At 59.2% G+C, this 18,028-nt stretch carries 14 protein-coding genes; 8 read left to right on the top strand and 6 right to left on the bottom strand.

Features of this window, described 5'->3' with window-relative positions; translation table 11 throughout:
• Nucleotides 1–186 precede the first annotated feature (186 nt).
• The 3 genes from EN852_RS14055 to EN852_RS14045 all read left to right on the top strand — a co-directional run bounded on the left by EN852_RS14055 (nt 187) and on the right by EN852_RS14045 (nt 5,739).
• A complete protein-coding gene (locus EN852_RS14055; RefSeq protein ID WP_127875755.1) occupies nt 187–1,728 on the top strand; it encodes a GMC family oxidoreductase in 1,542 nt (513 codons plus the stop codon).
• A gap of 111 nt (nt 1,729–1,839) precedes the next feature.
• Nucleotides 1,840–3,342, top strand: coding sequence for a GMC family oxidoreductase (locus EN852_RS14050; RefSeq protein WP_127875756.1), 1,503 nt, complete (start codon nt 1,840–1,842; stop codon nt 3,340–3,342).
• A 564-nt stretch (nt 3,343–3,906) separates the two neighbouring features.
• Nucleotides 3,907–5,739 carry a thiamine pyrophosphate-binding protein gene (locus EN852_RS14045; protein ID WP_210238244.1) on the top strand — a complete coding sequence of 611 codons (1,833 nt, stop codon included), beginning with the start codon at nt 3,907–3,909 and terminating at the stop codon, nt 5,737–5,739.
• Between the two features lie 249 nt (nt 5,740–5,988).
• Here EN852_RS14045 and EN852_RS14040 read toward each other — a convergent pair whose 3' ends face one another.
• Nucleotides 5,989–6,882, bottom strand: coding sequence for a GntR family transcriptional regulator (locus EN852_RS14040; protein WP_127875757.1), 894 nt, complete (start codon nt 6,880–6,882; stop codon nt 5,989–5,991).
• A 59-nt stretch (nt 6,883–6,941) separates the two neighbouring features.
• Here EN852_RS14040 and EN852_RS14035 point away from each other — a divergent pair, with 59 nt between their 5' ends.
• The 4 genes from EN852_RS14035 (at nt 6,942) to EN852_RS14020 (ending at nt 11,043) form a co-directional block, all read left to right on the top strand.
• Complete coding sequence (locus tag EN852_RS14035; protein ID WP_246694284.1) at nt 6,942–8,096, top strand: ABC transporter permease; 1,155 nt, start codon at nt 6,942–6,944, stop codon at nt 8,094–8,096.
• Nucleotides 8,093–8,881 carry an ATP-binding cassette domain-containing protein gene (locus tag EN852_RS14030; protein WP_127875758.1) on the top strand — a complete coding sequence of 263 codons (789 nt, stop codon included), beginning with the start codon at nt 8,093–8,095 and terminating at the stop codon, nt 8,879–8,881. The genes EN852_RS14035 and EN852_RS14030 overlap by 4 nt, the downstream gene beginning before the upstream one ends.
• 87 nt (nt 8,882–8,968) lie before the next feature.
• The gene (locus tag EN852_RS14025; RefSeq protein ID WP_127875759.1) at nt 8,969–9,889 is read left to right on the top strand and encodes a sugar ABC transporter substrate-binding protein; all 921 of its coding nucleotides are present in this window, start codon (nt 8,969–8,971) and stop codon (nt 9,887–9,889) included.
• A gap of 128 nt (nt 9,890–10,017) precedes the next feature.
• Nucleotides 10,018–11,043 (top strand): zinc-binding alcohol dehydrogenase family protein, encoded by a 1,026-nt coding sequence (locus EN852_RS14020; RefSeq protein ID WP_127868134.1) that lies wholly within the window; start codon nt 10,018–10,020, stop codon nt 11,041–11,043.
• Nucleotides 11,044–11,166: 123 nt separating this feature from the next.
• On the opposite strand, the gene EN852_RS14015 is transcribed toward EN852_RS14020, so the two are convergent.
• The 4 genes from EN852_RS14015 to EN852_RS14000 form a co-directional block, all read right to left on the bottom strand.
• Entirely contained in the window at nt 11,167–12,585 is a 1,419-nt protein-coding gene (locus EN852_RS14015) for an FAD-linked oxidase C-terminal domain-containing protein (RefSeq protein WP_246694283.1), read from the bottom strand.
• Between the two features lie 79 nt (nt 12,586–12,664).
• Complete coding sequence (locus EN852_RS14010; RefSeq protein WP_127875761.1) at nt 12,665–13,537, bottom strand: carbohydrate ABC transporter permease; 873 nt, start codon at nt 13,535–13,537, stop codon at nt 12,665–12,667.
• Nucleotides 13,527–14,414, bottom strand: coding sequence for a sugar ABC transporter permease (locus EN852_RS14005; RefSeq protein WP_127875762.1), 888 nt, complete (start codon nt 14,412–14,414; stop codon nt 13,527–13,529). Before EN852_RS14005 ends, EN852_RS14010 begins: the two co-directional genes overlap by 11 nt.
• 100 nt (nt 14,415–14,514) lie before the next feature.
• Complete coding sequence (locus tag EN852_RS14000) at nt 14,515–15,768, bottom strand: ABC transporter substrate-binding protein (protein WP_127875763.1); 1,254 nt, start codon at nt 15,766–15,768, stop codon at nt 14,515–14,517.
• Nucleotides 15,769–16,153: 385 nt separating this feature from the next.
• Between EN852_RS14000 and EN852_RS13995 the strand changes: the two genes are divergently transcribed.
• Entirely contained in the window at nt 16,154–17,026 is an 873-nt protein-coding gene (locus EN852_RS13995; protein ID WP_189401902.1) for a dihydrodipicolinate synthase family protein, read from the top strand.
• 78 nt (nt 17,027–17,104) lie between these two features.
• Here the strand turns inward: EN852_RS13995 and EN852_RS13990 are convergent, their stop codons facing one another.
• On the bottom strand, nt 17,105–17,914 hold the full coding sequence (locus EN852_RS13990; protein WP_245519758.1) for an IclR family transcriptional regulator: 810 nt from the start codon (nt 17,912–17,914) through the stop codon (nt 17,105–17,107).
• Nucleotides 17,915–18,028 lie beyond the last annotated feature (114 nt).

Here is an 18,028-nt window from a genome sequence, read left to right as displayed (position 1 = left end):
CGTCCAGTCGAGCTATCGTGCATCACTTGGCGCCAGCAGATCTTGCCAATGTGAGATTGCTGGTGAAGCCGCGGGGTGGAAACCATCTTAGCAACGTCGGCAACCACACCCTCCGCGCGGTGGCTTCAAAGCGACAGCGGGAGTTCGCTTCCGGCTTCTGACGCCGCGCAGGATTGAATCGAGACAATGCAGATGAGTCGGATTTTACCGGATGTCATCGTGATCGGCAGTGGGGCCGGCGGTGGTTCGCTGACGAAGCGGCTAGCCGATATCGGTCTCAGGGTGCTCTTGCTGGAGCGTGGTGGTTCGCTGCCACGCGAGCCTGATAACTGGGACGTGGAAAAGGTCTTTCGCCAGAAGAAGTACAGCCCGCTAGAGGTTTGGCAGGATCGGAGTGGCAAGACGTTCCGCCCGTCCAGTTGGTATAATGTGGGTGGTTCTACGAAGTTCTTCGGCACAGTGATGATGCGGCTCCGCAGCCGCGATTTCGAGGCCGTCGAGCACGAAGAAGGCCTGTCCCCCGCTTGGCCCTTCCCTTACAAGGAGCTTGAGCCGTTCTACGCTGACGCCGAGAGGCTTTTCGGCGTTCATGGCGACCCCTCGCAAGATCCTTGGGAGCCGCCACGCTCGGCGCCGCTACCATATCCCGCCGTCGGATCGGAGCCATACGTCGCCAGCGTCGAGAAGCGATTGAGGGGCACTGGCGTTCACCCGTTCCCACTGCCAGTGGCTGTCGACTTGCACCCCGGTGGCAAATGCGTGCGCTGCGCGACGTGCGATGGTTTCCCCTGCTCAGTCGGTGGCAAGAATGACGCCGAAACTCGTTGTGTGGAACCAGCTATCCGTACCGGTCGCGTGGAGCTGTGGACTGATGCGTTCGTCAGGCGTCTTCTGCTTGCGGCCGACGGCCGCACCGTTAATGCCGTTGAGGTGTATCATGAGGGAGAGATCAAGGTCGTCACGGCACGAACCGTTGTGCTGTCGGCCGGTGCGGTCAATTCGGCGTTGATCCTGATGCGTTCCGCGACGGAGTCTTTCCCGAACGGACTTGCCAACAGTTCGGATGTGGTTGGACGTCACTATATGACCCACAACCTGACAACCATGATGGCTATCTCGGGCCGGCTCAATCCAACGAAATTCCAGAAGACGCTCGCTTTCAATGATTTCTACGATGGAGAGCCGGGTTACCCATACCCGATGGGCAATGTGCAGACACTGGGCAAACTACAATCCGGCATGCTCGTCGCCGGCACCAAGTTTTTGCCATCGCCGGTGGCACGGGCCTTGACCCGGCGCAGTTTCGACATACTGACCACATCAGAAGACCTGCCACAGCCGGGCAACCGCGTCATGCTGAGGAATGGTGGTGTGCAGATTTCCGTGCAGGCCAGCAATATGGAATGCCATCGCCGTCTCAACAGACGGGTCAAATCCATCCTTCGCGATGTTGGCTTTCCCCTGATCTTGGCAAAGACGCTCCCCGTCAACTTCACGGCGGCACAATGCGGCACGATCCGCATGGGCGCTGATCCAGCCACTTCGGCGCTGGACCCTCATTGCCGGTCTTGGGATCACACCAATCTGTTCGTAGTCGACGCCTCGTTCATGCCAAGCTCTGGGGCAGTTAATCCCGCGCTTACGATTGCGGCGCAGGCCCTGCGGGTTGCGGAACATATAGCGGTCGCCGATTTTGGCGCTGGCAAGCCTATTCGCGATCGAGCTTAAGCTGCTCCAGGAAAAGATTCGGCGGCCCGATACTGGCTTACCGTCTGGTACCGAAATGCTGTGGCCGCAACGATCAATCTAGGTCTCCACCCATCAAGCATTGGACGGATCATGAAAGACTATGATGCTATCATTGTTGGCAGTGGAGTTGGCGGTGGCGTCGTCGCGCGCCGACTGTCGGAGAAAGGCGCTCGCGTTCTGATGCTGGAACGCGGCGATTTCGTGCCGCGCGAAACCGACAACTGGAGTGTCGACGCAGTCTTCTTTCGCAAGAAGTACAAAGCAAAAGACACTTGGTTTGATAAACGCGGAAAGCCATTCGATCCTGGCATGTATTACAATGTCGGCGGCTCGACGAAATTCTACGGTGGCGCGATGTTCCGCCTGCGGGAGCGCGATTTCGAGGCAATCGAGCATCGTCGCGGCGTATCGCCGGCATGGCCGTACCGTTACGGTGACTTGGCGCCCTACTACGACCAGGCTGAGCGCATCTTCCGGGTCCACGGTGACGATCGCTTCGATCGTACCTCGCCGCGAGGCGCCGCTCCGTTCCCATATGCCGCCGTGCGATCAGAGCCAGCGGTCGAAAAGATGGCGGAGTCTTTTCGTAGCCAGGGCCTGTCGCCATCGTCATTGCCATTGGCCGTAAATTCAGGCGCGGCGGGAAGCTGCATTTTGTGCAATACCTGTGACGGGTTCTCCTGCAAGATTGCTCAGAAGAACGACGCTGAGACATGCGGGGTCGAGCCGGCCTTGAAGACCGGCCGCGTCGATCTCATGACGCGAGCGTTTGCGCGGCACCTCCTACTCACCCCCGATGGGAAGCGGATCTCGCGCATCGAAATCGAACACGCAGGCGAACGCAAGCAGCTGTCAGCGCCGTTGTTTGTGGTTTCCTGCAACGCCGTCAACAGCGCAGCACTTCTGCTTAGATCGGCCGATTCCGCCGCAGTCGCAGGCGTAGCCAACCGCTCCGGGGTCGTTGGTCGCCACTATATGGTTCACAACCAGACGGCTTTGATGGCTTTGTCGCATCGCATAAACGGGACCGTGTTTCAGAAAACACTCGCTATTAACGACTGGTACTTTGGCGATGAGGCATTCAGATGGCCCATGGGGCAAATGCAGATGCTTGGAAAGCTGCAGGGCGGCATGTTGACCGCAAACGTGCCCTATCTGCCGCGTGCGCTGGGTGACCGCATGGCTCGGCACGGCATGGACTGGATCGGTCTTTCGGAAGATCTACCGGATCCAGACAACCGCGTGACCATTGTCGATGGCCAAATCAAACTGTCTGTCACGCTCAACAACTTGGACGGTCATAGGGAACTGGTCCGCCGCATGAAGAAGGCCCTTCAGGGCGCGGGCTACCCAATTGTCGTGACGAAATCGTTGGTCAAACATGCGACCGGCCACCAATGCGGCACGGTGCGGATGGGCGATGATCCTGGCAGCTCGGCGCTTGACCCGTATTGTCGAGCCTGGGATCAGCGGAACCTTTTTGTCGTTGATGCCTCTTTCTTCCCGTCGTCGGCGGCAGTGAACCCTGCCCTAACCATTGCCGCGCAAGCGCTGCGTGCCGCAGATCATATCCTGGCCACCGACTTAGCCTAGCAGCCAACCAGGTTTGAATTGCTCCCAAAATGCTCATGGCTCGTGCAGCAATAGGACGGCCTTTTGCGCTCGCCTCAAACGCGCGTCTCGATAAGAAGCAGTCGGATGCGTCAGTCTGCGTCTAGTATCGGGGTCCTGCGAAATTGTCCTGCGAGAGGCGCTGGCCCAGTGTGCAGAAACCTTGGTAGCGGGCCGCCTGCTAAGAGCTTGCAAGCCGCCGGGCATATGCGGAGCCGTGAATGAGCAGAGATATCAAGTCAGCGGAGGCGCAGATCTCCTTACGGGGACAGATGATGGGCACAGACCAAGCGCTGCCAGCGATGCTGTCCGCTCGCTAAGCTGGCGTGTTGTGGGCGGGCAAGATTCATCTAGCTTTGCACCGTTTCGAAGCTCTTAGCTGACCCGGCACCCGCCACTCTTGAGAGGTATGCTTCTCGGCCTGCACCATGGAAAGTTCTCGGGCCGCGCCGAGCAGCCGGACGTGCGGGTACGCCCCAGCCGCCAGAGGAACATGAATTGACGGCAGCTCACCTGCTGCTGGACGCCAAGTAATTGGAGGAACCAATGAAGCACGACAAAAATGTTAACGGCAAACCAGTCGCACGCGAAATGACTGGCGGCGAGATCATTGTCGACCATCTGATCCGCGAAGGCGTGACGCACGTCTTTGGAATACCGGGCCACGGCGACACGGCACTTATGGACGCCTTCGTGGACCGAAAGGAAGAGATTCAGCTGTTGCCGGCCATGCACGAGCAAAATGCCTCGCACATGGCGGACGGATTCTATCGCTCGTCCGGCAAAGTAGCAGCCGTCGTGACCTCGATCGGGCCAGGCGCCACCAACACGCTGACGGGTATCGCCACTGCCTTTGCCGATTCGCTGCCGCAGCTTGTCATCACAGGCGGTGTCCATACCTACATGATGGGCAGAGGTGTGCTGCAGGAACTTGATCGCCCGCACTCCGACAATTTCCCACGCATGGCTGAGCCGGTCGTGAAACGCTGGTTCAATCCAAGCCATGTCGAGCAGATTCCGAACATGATGGAACAGGCGTTCAACGCCATGCTTGAGGGTCGAAAGGGCCCGGTGTTGCTGAACGTACCCCAGGATGTCCAGGCCGAATCCGCCAATGTCACGCTCGACGACGGATCCAAGCGTCGGACCGGCGCGCGCCTGTTTGGTGACCCGGCGTATATCACGCGAGCGGTGGAACTGCTGTTGGCGGCCGAACGCCCCGTACTGCTGGCCGGCGGCGGCGTTATTCAGGCCGAGGCAACCGAAGAGCTCAGGGCAATCGCGGAGTTTTTGGGCGCGCCGGTTACGACATCCTTCATGGGAAAGGGTGCCTTCCCGGAGGATCATGAGCTATTCGCGTTCGCCTGCGGTGATCTGGGCTCGATCCCTGGAAATGCCATGACACGATCGGCCGACGTTCTCCTGGCGATCGGTTGTCGCTTCTCGGACCGCATCACCTCCTCTTTTAAGCAAGGGATCACGTTCGACATTCCGAAAACCAAGCTGATCCAGGTCGATTTGGACGGCTTTGAGATCGGCAAGAACTATCCGGTGGAGGTGGGGATCCTCGGCGACGCCAAGGCGGTGCTCGGCGCCATCCTGGCGGAACTCAAGGCCAAGGGGCAGCAGCGCGATTATAGGTCCGGCCAACAGTTCAAGGAACTTGAACAGCGCAAGGTAGAGTGGGAAGAGTTCCTAAAGCCGCTGCGGACCGCGAACGTTCAGCCGATGACGGCCTCGCAAGTACTGGTCGAGGCGCGCAAAGCGCTTCCCCGCGACACGATTGTCGTTACTGATTCCTCAAACCCGCAGAACCAAGTCTTCAACGAATTTCCGGTTTACGGTCCGCGCCAGCACATTACGCCGGGTGGCATGTCAGGCATTGGCTTTGCACTTCCCGCCGCCATTGGAGCCAAGCTCGGCAAGCCTGAAGCCCCGGTCTGCGCGGTTTTCGGCGACGGCGCTTTCCTGCAAACAGGTACCGAGCTGGCAACCGCAGCGATGCTGGGCACGCCGGTAATCTTCCTTGTCATCAACAATGGTGGTTGGGGCGCGATCCGCAACCTGCAGCTCAACATGTTTGGGGAAGATCGTGAGATCATCACCAACTTCAAAACGCCGGACGGCCAGAAATGGATGGCGGATATCGCTGGCGTGGCAAAATCCCTTGGATGCGAGGGGGAGCGTGTTGTCGATGCAACCGAGATCGGTCCGGCGATCGAGCGTGCCTTGGCATCCGGCAAGCCTTACGTGATCGACGCGATATGCGCTATCGAGCGCCCCTACTCTAACATGCACGTTACTGGATGGTGGGATATCACCGTCCCCGCCTACCTCGGTGATTTGCGTGCGAAATACGTCAAGGGACGTGGGTTCTGATGTTGCAGGGGCGGGTCTGATACATGGACCCTCCACTGCCTAGGATCCGCCCTTCGGAAGATTCAACACTCGTTTCGAGGTCAAGCCGATAACAAGGTCCTCTCCGGTATCGGACCGCGGCGGCGTCCGGTTCTGTGGCTTTGGATCAAAGAACAGTGCCTTGCGGTCTCGCATTGCTTGAGCGGGTTCGTGGACCAGCATCGCCTTGGCTACGGTTTTCTTGGGAGGCCGCTCGGGAGCTACCGTTGCTCACGCTGCAGCCGGGACAAGGGAGCGCAAAAGCGTTTCTTTGGCAGATGACAGGTGGGCGCCGGCCGCCACCTCGACGCGCGAAAGGTCGTGACTGAGCAAAGCGTCGATATACGCCAAATGCTCGACCAATGCCGCGTGATTGCGCTGCTTCTCGTCGCGCTTGTTCCACTGATAGTGGTAATGGAAGATGAAGGTGATGATGTCGTAGAAGTCGTCAATGAAGCGATTGGGCGAGGCCTCGTTGACAAGTCGATGGAACCGGTTGTCGAGACTGGAGAAGTCATGGAACCGGTGCTCGATCTCGCTAAGCAGGTCGAGATGCGCGCGCTTCAGCGCGTCCAGTTTGGCCCAGAGCGGAGACTGGTCCGGTTGCCTGGCGAAGAGCCGTGCTGACCGAAGCTCGAACATCATCCGGATCTCGAACAGCTCAAGCGCGAAATCCTCTGTGAAACCCTCGAAGATCCAACCCGAGTTCGGCCGCTTCTCGAGCAGACCGAACCGACTGAAGCGGATCAGGAATTCCCGAATTCCGCTGGTTGCGACGCCGAATTGCCGCGCGAGATCAAGCTCGTTGATCAATGTCCCTGGTCTGGTGTCGCCGCGCAGCATCCATTCCATGAACTGCTGTTCGACATGGAGATTGCGCGACATCGTCTCGACATCTGGAAAGTAGTCGGCGGGCTGGATCTGCCTGTCTTCGGCTCTCGACCTCGCTGTAGAGACGATGTCGCGACAAACCAGTTCCTTCAGAACCTTGCGAATGGTCGTGCGGCTTACGCCCAGCCGTCGCCTGAGCTCGTTCTCGGAGGGCAACGGATCCTCGATCTCGCCCTGCACCATGAAATCGAGCGTGCGGTTGAAGGCCTTTTTGAACACAGTGTCGGTTTTCATTAAGGCCAATCCTCCCCAGGCTTGTCCTTTTTGGCGATTTTTTATCCATAAAAAACAACTTGACGCAGCCGCAGATAGTATTGATTTTTATCGATAAGAGGAAGAGCAAAATACAGGGCATAGTACAAGTCGTGGAGCACAACTCCCCGGCGGTGGGGGATCATTTGCCTGGAATAACAAATAATTCTTCGAAAAATTCCGATAGAATTACGGCGCACGCTCAAACCGTTCAGCCGAACAAGCTGTCTGTCTTGCTGTCTATACTGAATTTCGGACCATCGCTGATTCTGTTGCTGCTCATAGCCGTATTGAGCTTGACATCGCCCTACTTTCTCACCCCTCGCAACATCAGCAACATATTAGCGCAGACGGCTGTGATCTCGGTCGTGGCCATGGGGCAGCAGCTGGTGATCCTGACACGGGGCATCGACCTCTCTGTCGGGTCGAATCTGGCCTTGGCGTCGGTTTTGGGCGCCCTGTCATTTCATGCGGGAGCGCCGGCCGCTCTTGTGATCGCGGTAATGATCGTTTCCGGCGCGGCGGTCGGGGCAGTCAATGGCGGCTTCTATGTCTTCGGCCGATTGCCGCACCCTTTCATCATCACGCTTGCCACCTTGAGCATTGCCAAGGGACTGGCGCTGCAGCTTGCCGACGGGCGCGCCATTCCGGGCATGCCGCCCGAGATCAGCGCGCTCGGCACCGACGCGCTCGGCGGGCTGCCCGGCTCGGTTTTCGTGGTGCTCGCGGTGGCGGCTGCGTTCTTCGTGGTTACCAGGACGATGGTGTGGGGCCGATGGATCTACGCCGTGGGCGGTCGGCCGGATGCAGCGCTGCGCATGGGCATCCCGGTGTCGTGGGTGCTGGTTTCGACGTATGTCGTGTCAGGCACCTGCGCCGGCATCGGCGCAGTAATCCTGGCCGGCAGGACCGACGCCGGCTCGCCGCTGTTCGGCAATCTGCTCGAGCTCGACACGATCGCAGCCGTCATCATCGGCGGCGCCAGCTTTCTCGGCGGCCGCGGACATCTTGGCAATGCGCTGATCGGCGCGTTGATGATCGGCGTCATCCGCAACGCGCTCAACCTGCTCAACGTCAACATCTTCTTCCAGCTCATCGTCATCGGCGTGGTCATCGTGATCGCGGTCGAGGGCGACGTCCTTCGCAATCACCTCGAAGGGCGGGTGCGTGTGCTTCAGGCGGGGAAACAATCGTGAGCGCGACCCCTTCCCCACTCCATCGCCACGGCAGCGATGCGGACCGGCCGGTGCTCTCCGTCACGGGGGCGACCAAGCGGTTCGGCTCGGTGCTGGCGCTCAGTGGAATCGACGTCACGGTGCGGCGCGGGGAAATCCTGTGCCTTCTTGGCGACAACGGGGCCGGCAAGTCCACGCTGATCAAATGCATCAGCGGCGTGCACCATCTGGACTCAGGCTCGATCGAGATCGACGGGGTCGTCACGCCCATGCGATCGCCTGCGGAAGCGCGCGCCGCGGGCATCGAGACCGTGTATCAAGACCTTGCGCTGTTCGACAATCTGACACCGGCCCAGAACTTCTTTGCCGGCCGCGAGATCGCGCGGCCGCAATGGCTGCCGCGCGGTTTGCGCTTCCTCAACCAACGACGGATGGATGCCGAGACGGCGTCCCTGCTCGCCAATCTCAAGGTGAAATTGCCGAGAAACGACGCCGTCGTGGCGATGATGTCGGGCGGACAGAGGCAGGCCATCGCCGTGGCGCGATCGACGGTTTTCGCGCGAAAGGTGGTCATCCTTGACGAGCCCACCGCGGCGCTCGGCCTGCGCGAATCCCGACAGGTCCTGGATCTGGTGGCGAGGCTTCGGGACCAGGGCAACGCGGTGATCCTGATCACGCACAACATGGAACATGTGATCGAGCTCGCCGACCGGGCCGTCGTGCTGCGGCAAGGGCGCAAGGTTGGCGAGCTTATCCCAACGCCTGACAACAAGCAGCAGCTGGTCGCCATGATCGTTGGGGCCTGAGGACAACGAATTTGCGGGCTGCAGGGGCAGTCCGCAGGTGAGAGGGTCACCCTTCCTGCGGAAGGGACCCAAAAGGGAGGAACGAGCATGAAATGGCAAGGAAGACTTCTGGGAGGGCTGGCGATCGCAATGGCATTCGCGCTGCCGTCCCATGCGGCCGACAAGATCAAGATCGGCCTGATCACCAAGTTCCCTGTTCCGTTTTATTCGACGATGGAGGAGGCCGCCAAGAAATATGTGGCAGCCCATCCCGAGGTCGAACTGGTGACCGGACAGGGGCAATCGGCGACGGACATCGAAGGCCAGATCGCCCTGATCGAGTCGATGATAACCCAAGGCGTCAAGGGCCTGGCAATTACGCCTGTCGATCCGACCGTGGCGCCGGCTCTCGACAAGGCCGTGGCCGCCGGCATCAAGGTGGTGCTGGTCGACAACAGCATACCCAATTGGAAGGGATCGAGCGCGCTTGTCTCCACCAACAATCTCAACGGCGGCAAGATCGCAGGCGAATACCTCAAGACGGTTCTCAAGGCGGGCGACAAGATCGGCATCCTGCAAGGCGTGCCGGGCGTGCCCGCGCTCGATGATCGCGTCACCGGCATGATGCAGGGCCTGGGCGACCTCAAGGTGGAGGTGGTCGGCAAGGGAGCAACCAACTGCACCCTGGAATTGGGAACTTCGGTCGCCGAGGACATTCTCACCGCCAACCCTGACCTGAAGGCGATCTACGCCGCTTGTGGACCGCCCATCCCAGGCGCGGCAAAGGCGATCGCCAATGCCGGGATCACCAACGACAAGTTCATCCTCGTCGGCTTCGATGCATGCTGCGGGGAAATCGAGGCGATCAAGTCCGGAGCGGAAGACGCCAGCGTCGCCCAGTTCCCTGCCAAGATGGGTGAACTCGGCCTCGACACCGTGGTGAAGGCGATACGCGGAGAGAAGGTCGAAGCCAATGTCGACACCGGCGCAGGTTTGGTGACGCTCGCCAACGTTAAGGACTTCGAATAGCCGAGCCTTTGCCCGGCGGCCCGCAGAAGCGGCCGCCGGGAGGTCCCGACCCATAGCGGCGAGCCGGCGCGGCTAAAAAGCGCCGCCGTCGCTCCTCCGCGCTCGCCTGCACAAGGAGTATCCTGGCCATGAAAGCCGTCGTTTGTCTTGCGCCTGGCGAGCTGGTTCTCAGGGATCTAGCCTGGCCCGTATCGCCACCGGCCGGCTGGGTATTGCTGAGCGTGAGCCATGTCGGGATCTGCGGCACCGACTATCACATCTTCGAAGGCAAGCATCCCTTTCTGACCTATCCTCGCGTGATGGGCCACGAGATTTCCGGCACCGTGGCGGCGGCCGGTGAAGGTGCCGACCTGGCAACCGGCCAGGCGGTAATCGTCAACCCCTATCTGGCCTGCGGCCGCTGCATTGCCTGCCGCCACCACAAGCCAAACTGCTGCGTGGCCATCGAGGTGCTGGGTGTCCATCGTGATGGCGCCATGTGCGAGCAGATTCTGGTGCCCGCCGCCAACCTCTATCCCACCGAAGGGCTTTCCCTGGGCGACGCCGCTGCCGTGGAATTCCTGGCCATCGGCGCGCATGCGGTTCGCCGTTCCACGGCTGGCAAGGGCAAGAGGGCCCTGGTCATTGGCGCCGGCCCCATCGGTCTGGGCACGGCCCTGTTCGCCGCGATAGCCGGGCAGGAGGTCACTCTCCTCGATATCGATCGTGAAAGGCTGGATTTCGCCGAGCAAGGCCTGGGCTTCGTGGTCGTCGACGGCACTGTGGCAACAGCCGCTGAAGCGCTTCGAAGCCGCACCGCCGGCGAGGCTTTTGACGTTGTCTTTGACGCCACCGGCAACAGCGCGTCGATCCGGGCCGCCTTCGCACATGTGGCGCATGGTGGCGCCCTAGTCATGGTCAGCGTGGTGAAGGACGAGATCTCCTTCTCGGATCCCGAGTTCCACAAGCGCGAGATGACGCTGATAGGCAGCCGCAACGCTGCCAGGAAGGACTTCGATCAGGTGATCGCTTCGATCCGGGACGGCGCCATACCGATAGCCAAGCTCGTCACGCATCGTACGACGCTGGCCGATAGCCCGCGCGACATCGCTCATTGGGCACACCATAAAGCCGGATTGATCAAGGCTGTCATAGCCGTTCAGCGCGAGGGCTGACATCGTTCAATGCAGTTTTGCGGGCGGTCGCAGTCAACGACAAGCTTGGCTCCCTGAGTGTCATAGTCCTCAGTTGTCTGCATGCCCAGTCACACTACCACAGCTTACATCCCGTCGACCCGTTCACGGCGGTCCCGAAAGCCCTGGGGGAAGCTGGCCGGGAATGAGTTTGCCGGGATTCATGATGCCGTTCGGGTCAAAAAGACCCTTGATATCCCGCATAATATCTAAGGCGGTCCCATGTTCGGCTTCCATGTATCTAAGTTTTCCCAATCCTATGCCATGTTCCCCGGAGCAGGTTCCTTCCATTGCCAAGGCACGATAGGCCAAGCGGGAACTGATGCCGCTCGCGATCTCGTATTCTTCCTGGCTATCGGGATCGATGACCAGACCGAGATGGAAGTTTCCGTCTCCCGCGTGTCCGTTCAGACACACAAAGAATGGGGCCTTTTCGATGTCAGCCTTTGTCTCCACCACACATTCCGTTAGTCGGGAGATCGGCACACAAGCATCCGTGGGCATCACCTTCGCGCCGGGCCGGCTGGCCAACAACGCATTGTGCATGCGATGGCGCGCGCGCCACAGGGCCGTCCGGCTCTCCTGATCGTTCGCCCAGCGAAATTCGCCTCCTCCCATTTCGGCAGATATTGCCCGGACCGTGGCTATTTGTTCAGCAACAGCTTGTGGCGCACCGGCGAATTCAAAAAACAAGGTGGGCTGAATTCCATAGTCGAGCTTGAAGAAATCGACGCATGCCCGCATCGCGGGCTCGTCCATCAGCTCTGCTCGAGCAATCGGCAAGCCCAGCTGAATAATTTGAGTCACCGTGTCGACCGCAGCTTTCAGCGAGGGATAGCCACACACCGCCGCCACCGTCTCTTCTGGAATGCCATGCACGCGGATGGTGAGTTGCGTGATTACGCCGAGAGTGCCTTCCGAACCGATGAAGAGTTTGGTCAGGTCGTAGCCAGTCGACGATTTTCGCGCCCGACTCCCTGTCTTGATTACCCGGCCATCGGGCAATACCACACGCAAGGACAGCACGTTCTCGCGGATCGTGCCGTATCGCACGGCATTGGTGCCGGAAGCACGCGTAGCGGCCATCCCGCCAATCGTTGCCTCAGCACCAGGATCCACCGGGAAAAACAACCCCAGATCCTTCAGATGCCTATCAAGCACCTGTCGCGTGACGCCCGGTTCGATGACCACGTCCAGATCATCAGGATGCACCGCAAGTATTCGATTCATGCGGCTGACATCCAGGCTGACGCCGCCCTGCACGGCGCTCAAATGACCTTCCAACGAGGTTCCGGCTCCGAAAGGAATGACCGCTACCCCGTGAGCATTGGCGTTCTCGAGAATCGCCGCGACCTCGGCTTCGCTCTCGGCAAAGCAGACGGCGTCTGGTTCTTCCACCGCGTGGAACCCCTCTCCACCACAGTGCTGCTGCCTGATCGCAGTGTTGGTTGTAAAGCGGTCGCCAAGCAGCTTTGTGACCTCGTGGAGAAAGGCAGTCGGCAGCGGATGCTTCGACACTGACATTGGAAATCCCATACTGTGTATGTCTGTCCTGCTCATTTGGCCGGTTGACGTGACCGGCCGGCTCGCTGTTGCGGCGCGATTATCCTTTGACCGCGCCGGCGGTCAGGCCCCGGACGAAGTACCTTCCAGACAGGACATAGACGATCAGCGTGGGAAGCGCCGCTATGAGTGCCGCCGCCATGTCGACGTTATACTGCTTGCGCCCAAGGGTTACGTTCACAACGTTGTTCAACGCGACGGTGATCGGTGAACTTCCCCCAGCGGAAAACGACACGCCGAACAGAAAATCGTTCCATATCGACGTGAACTGCCAGATGCAGCACACGACAGCGATAGGAATGGCCGTAGGCAGGGCAATGCTGAAGAATATCCTGAAGAAACCGGCGCCGTCGACTAAGGCCGCCTTGGTCAGTTCATCAGGGAACGAGACAAAATAGTTTCTGAAAAACATCGTCGTGAATGCGATCCCATAGACCGAGTGAACCAGTATGAGGCCGGCGGTGGACCCTGATAGCCGCAACATTCCAAGCACTCGCGCGATAGGCAGCAACACGGCCTGCAGCGGGAGGAAGCAGCCGAACAACATGACGGCGAAAAAGAGATCCGCTCCGCGGAATTTCCACTTCGTCAGCGTGTAACCGTTGATCGCGCCGATTGCGGTGGATACGAAAACTGCGGGGATCGTGATGATCAGCGAGTTCAGAAAGAAGGGTGAAAGCCCGACACAGTTGGTGCCGATGCAAGCCGTGCTCCAGGCCTTCGACCACGCTTCAAATGTTATCTGTTTAGGCAGCCCGATAAGCGAGCCGGAATAGATCTCGTCCAACGGCTTGAAGGATGTGATCAACATAACCCAGAGCGGAACCAGATAGAGCGTGGCCAGAACGGCCAGGCACCCATACACAAACAGCCTGCCGCCGTGGCGCTCCAGCTTGCGCATTCTACTGCTCATTGCTGGGCTTCCGAAGTTCGGTGTAAAGATACGGGACCATGATCGCCACCACCGCGGCCAGCATCATCATCGCGCTGGCTGCGCCGACCGCCATCTGGTTCCTTTCGAACGTTGCCGAAAACATGAACATTGACGGCATCTCCGTCGCTCCGCCAGGCCCTCCATTCGTCAAGGCGAACGTCAGGTCGAACGTTTTGATAGCTATCTGTCCAAGCAAGACGATCACGCTTAGAAAAGCCGGGCGAAGCATCGGCACGACAACGCTGACATAGATACGGGCCTGAGAAGCCCCCTCCATCTGAGCGGCTTTTATTATCGAGTTGTCGATGCCTCTGAGGCCGGCGAGAAAGATGGCCATCGCAAAGCCCGACGACTGCCATACCGCGGCGATGACAATGGTGTAGAGCGCATAATTCGGGTTCACCAGCCAGTCGAAAGTGAAGGAGGTCCATCCCCAATCACGAACCAATTTCTCAAGGCCGAGACCCGGGTTTAGAACCCACTTCCAAGCAACGCCGGAAACGATGAAGGACAGCGCCATCGGATACAAGAAGACAGTTCTCAGAAAGCCCTCCGCGCGGATGCGCTGATCGAGGAGAATTGCGATAAAGAGACCAAAGAGGGTGGCGATCGAAAGATAGAGTGCCGAGAAGACAAACAAGTTCTCAACGGCTACGTGCCATCTGGGCGTCGACCAAAGGCGGATATATTGCTCCAGCCCCACAAAGTCGTAGATCGGCATCACCTTGGATGAACTGAACGAGACACTGGCGGTCCAGGCGATGAAACCGTAGATCGCTACGAGGATAACCATGCCGCTCGGAGCCAGCACGAGCTTGGGCAACTGGGCGGCAAGGTATCGCTTTATCGCAGTCATCGGAATCATTCGTCTCCTGGATCTGCCAAGCCAATAGTTGCTCAGGCAGCAGGCGGCCCGGAAGGCCGAACGACAGCCTTCCGGTCATCGTGGCTAGCACTTAGCGCGCGTTGTTGATCTCGTCCGCAAGGAGGGTCACTGCGTCCTGGGCGCTCATGTCCGACACGAAGAACTTCGCTGCGACTTCCTTGAAAATCGAGGCGAACTGGGGTTCGGCAGCATAGCCGCCGGACAGAGTGCCAAGGAACGATTTGTGCTCGATCGAGGCCTTGAGGTCCACGGCAGCCTGCTTGGCGCAGTCGTCGAACTTCGACATGTCGACATCAAGCCGAGGTGGAATGGATCCTTTGATCAGGTTGAACTTGATCTGCACTTCCGGATCGAGAAGCACCTTGACCAGTTCGTCCTGCGCGGCTCGCAGGCTCGGTTCGGTGGATTCGAACATGCTGAACGAGTCCATCGCCCAAAGGAAATTCGGCGTCGACGTTGGGGTCGGGAAACAGAGGAAGTCGACACCGGGCTTCAGACCCTTGGCCAGGAATTCGCCTTTTGCCCAGTCGCCCATAACCTGCATACCGGCCTTGCCACTCGCGACCATCTCCGTCGCCACGGCCCAGTCGCGACCCACGAAGTTGTCATCGACCAGCCCTCTCACCTGGCGCAGCTTTTCGAACACCTTGACCATTTCGGGGCTGCGAATGGCCTTGTCGTCCACCTTGAGCGCGACTTGCGTGTAGAATTCCGGTCCATTCAAATCCACGATCAGGCTGTCGAAGATTTTGGCGATCTGCCATGGCTCGTCGCTGGCCGCCAGAGGAATGATCCCAGCCTTGCGGAGTTTCTCGCCCGCCGCAATCAGTTCGTCCCAGGTCTTGGGAACTGAAACGCCTGCTGCGTCGAACGCCTTTTTATTGGCCCAGATCCAGTTCGAACGAAGCAAATCGATCGGCACCTCGACCCACTTGCCGCCGGGGGCCGCCAGGCGCCTGTAGTCGGCCGGAAGCGACTGAACGCCACCGCTCGCGGTCTCCAGATCGGTCAGGTCCCTCAAGACGCCTTCCTTAGCCCAGGTCGCTGCGTCGAACCCAAGCATCTGCATTGCACCAGGCGGATTGCCAGCCACGATGCGAGCGCGGAGCGACTGCTCGGCGTTCGCGCCATTTGCACCTCCTATGGCGGTGTCCTTCCAGACGACGCCGCGCTTTTCTAGCTCTTGCTTGATCGTGTTTACGGCAGCCACCTCACTGTCAGACACCCAATGGTGAATGACCTCGATAGACTTGTCCTCAGCGTGGGCTGCCGCAGAAACCATGCTGCACATGGCTGCGCCCAGTAACAAAAACCGACTACGCATTTCCTCTCCCATTATCTCCGAATTGCGATGCGTACTGGCGCTCAGGCCCTGTGTCCCAGCTTCCGCCCGGTGATCTCGCATCGCGTTTTCCGCTCACCGGTACCGAGGTTCATACAACGAAACAACGCCAGCAATTGCGCACTTTGCAAGAAACTGACGCTATGTGATGCACAAAGGCCGTTGGTGCTGCGATGCCCCAAATCTCAGCCGGGACCGCTCATCGAGATTCCCCTTGACAAGGCGTCTACGGTCGCGCGATTTTGCGACAGTCGATATCGTATTTCACTGAATGAAACAGCGCCCGTGCTCAAGCCCGTCATCGATACGGGGAACGAGTGGTCCCAGCTTGTTTCGCAACAACCCCTCTCACCAGGAACTGCAAAAAATGGTTGAAGCACTAAGGCGCGAAGAAGTTCGAGGCGTCATTACACCAATCGTGACGCCGTTTAGTCGCGATGAGACAATCGATCTCGATTGCTTTGCACGCGAACTTTCGTTCATGGAGGCATCTGGCATCGAGGTGATCATCATTGGCGGCAGCACTGGATCCGGTAACGAGCTGAGCGCCGAGGAACTGGCGTCCTTGACCGGCACGGCGACGAGCAAGAGCAATCTGCGCGTCATCGCCGGCATCATCCCGGACGCGACCAAGGACGCCATTCACCGGGCTCTGCTTGCAAAACAGGCGGGGGCCGCCGCGTTGCTGCTCTGCCCGCCGACTTACAATGGCATGACAGACGAGTCGGCGCTTGCCTTTATCACAGATGTGGCAGCCGCATCCGAGCTGCCAATAGTCTTTTACGATCACTTCAATTACTCCGTCGAACTCTTGAAGAAGGTCGCTCGATTGCCCGAAGTAATTGCTATAAAGTGCGTCTTCCACAACATTGGAGAGCTTGTGCAGACTGTCGGCGATCACGTGACGGTAGCTGCCGGTTACGATCCGATCACACTTGCTGGCTATGTGATGGGCGCGGAGGCTTCGATCTGCGGTATTCACGCCGTATTGCCGAAGCAGAATGTCGAAATCTATCGGGCGTTCAAAGATGGCAATATCGCCGAAGCCATGCAGTTGACCAAAGCCATCGGCCCGATCTGCCGAGAAGTCAGTCAGGCGACCAATTTTCCCACCCGCATAAAATATGCGATCAGCCTGCTTGGCCGGGATGTCGGGACGCCCATCCGTCCGCTGGACCGGATTGGCGAAGCTGATAAAGCGGCTATCGAGGACGCTCTCATGGTCGCCGGATTGCGGTAGCCATTTTTGCTGGCGGGGGAGGTAGATGGTCCCGCTTCGCCAAAGTCTGCACTTTTCACTCGCGATGGGGTCCGACCCTTAAGGGCGAGGGCCGGCATCTCTTTTGCCGGCGAATCCAATTGCCCGCGACAGCTGCCCGGTAACCTCGACCAGATGAGTCCCAACGGACGAAATCGCATCGTCAACGATGCGGGTCGTCGGACCGGAGATACTGATTGCTCCGATCGGGCGACCGGAGGCATCGAATATCGCTGCCCCGACACACCTGCTTCCGATCGTTGCCTCTTCATTGTCCACGGAGTAACCCAGTTCGACGATCTCCGGCAACTCGGCCAGAACCTTGGCTGCACTGGTCAATGTCCGCGGGGTGTAACGGTCAAAACTGCATCGCTGCAGCAATCGGCTGGCCTCGTCGCGATCGAGCCAGGCCAATATGCTTTTGGACAGGGATGATGCATGCCATGGATTTACGGAACCGACCGCCCCGCCCTGCCTCAGCATCTGGGTTGTCTCAATGCTGTCCACGACGACGACTTCCTGCCGGACAAGCAGTGCCAAGTTGATGGTTTCGTTGAAATGTTCATACAATTTCTGCAGATAAGGGCGCGCCACGGCGCGAATGTCACGGCGGTGCAGGGCCTTCTGTCCCAGCATGAACAGGTCGATACCCAACGTGTAGCCGTTCCCATCCACACGCTCGATGACCCCATGGCCGACCAGGCTTGCCAGGTATCGCAACGTCGTTGGTTTACCGAGGTCAACCTCCCTTGCGATCGCGGATAAAGACAGCGGTCCTTCCGCCTTCTCCAGGACGCGCAGTATCGCCATAGTCCGATCGACCGCGTCGAAACGGACTTTCTCGGTCAGATTTTGTGATGGTTCTGTCAACTAGCAAACTCCGAATGAGGCGCATGTGCAGATGCCAGCAAACAAAACTGGCCAGAGCCAATGCCAGCAAGCGCTTAATCAGAGATGTTCAGTGCTGAAGCATTCCCGCTGCCC

It is taken from the genome of Mesorhizobium sp. M2E.F.Ca.ET.209.01.1.1, from assembly GCF_004010375.2.
In the GTDB taxonomy this organism is placed as follows: domain Bacteria; phylum Pseudomonadota; class Alphaproteobacteria; order Rhizobiales; family Rhizobiaceae; genus Mesorhizobium.
The sequence above is the reverse complement of the archived record's forward strand: the minus strand, read 5'-3'. Positions and strand labels throughout refer to the sequence as shown.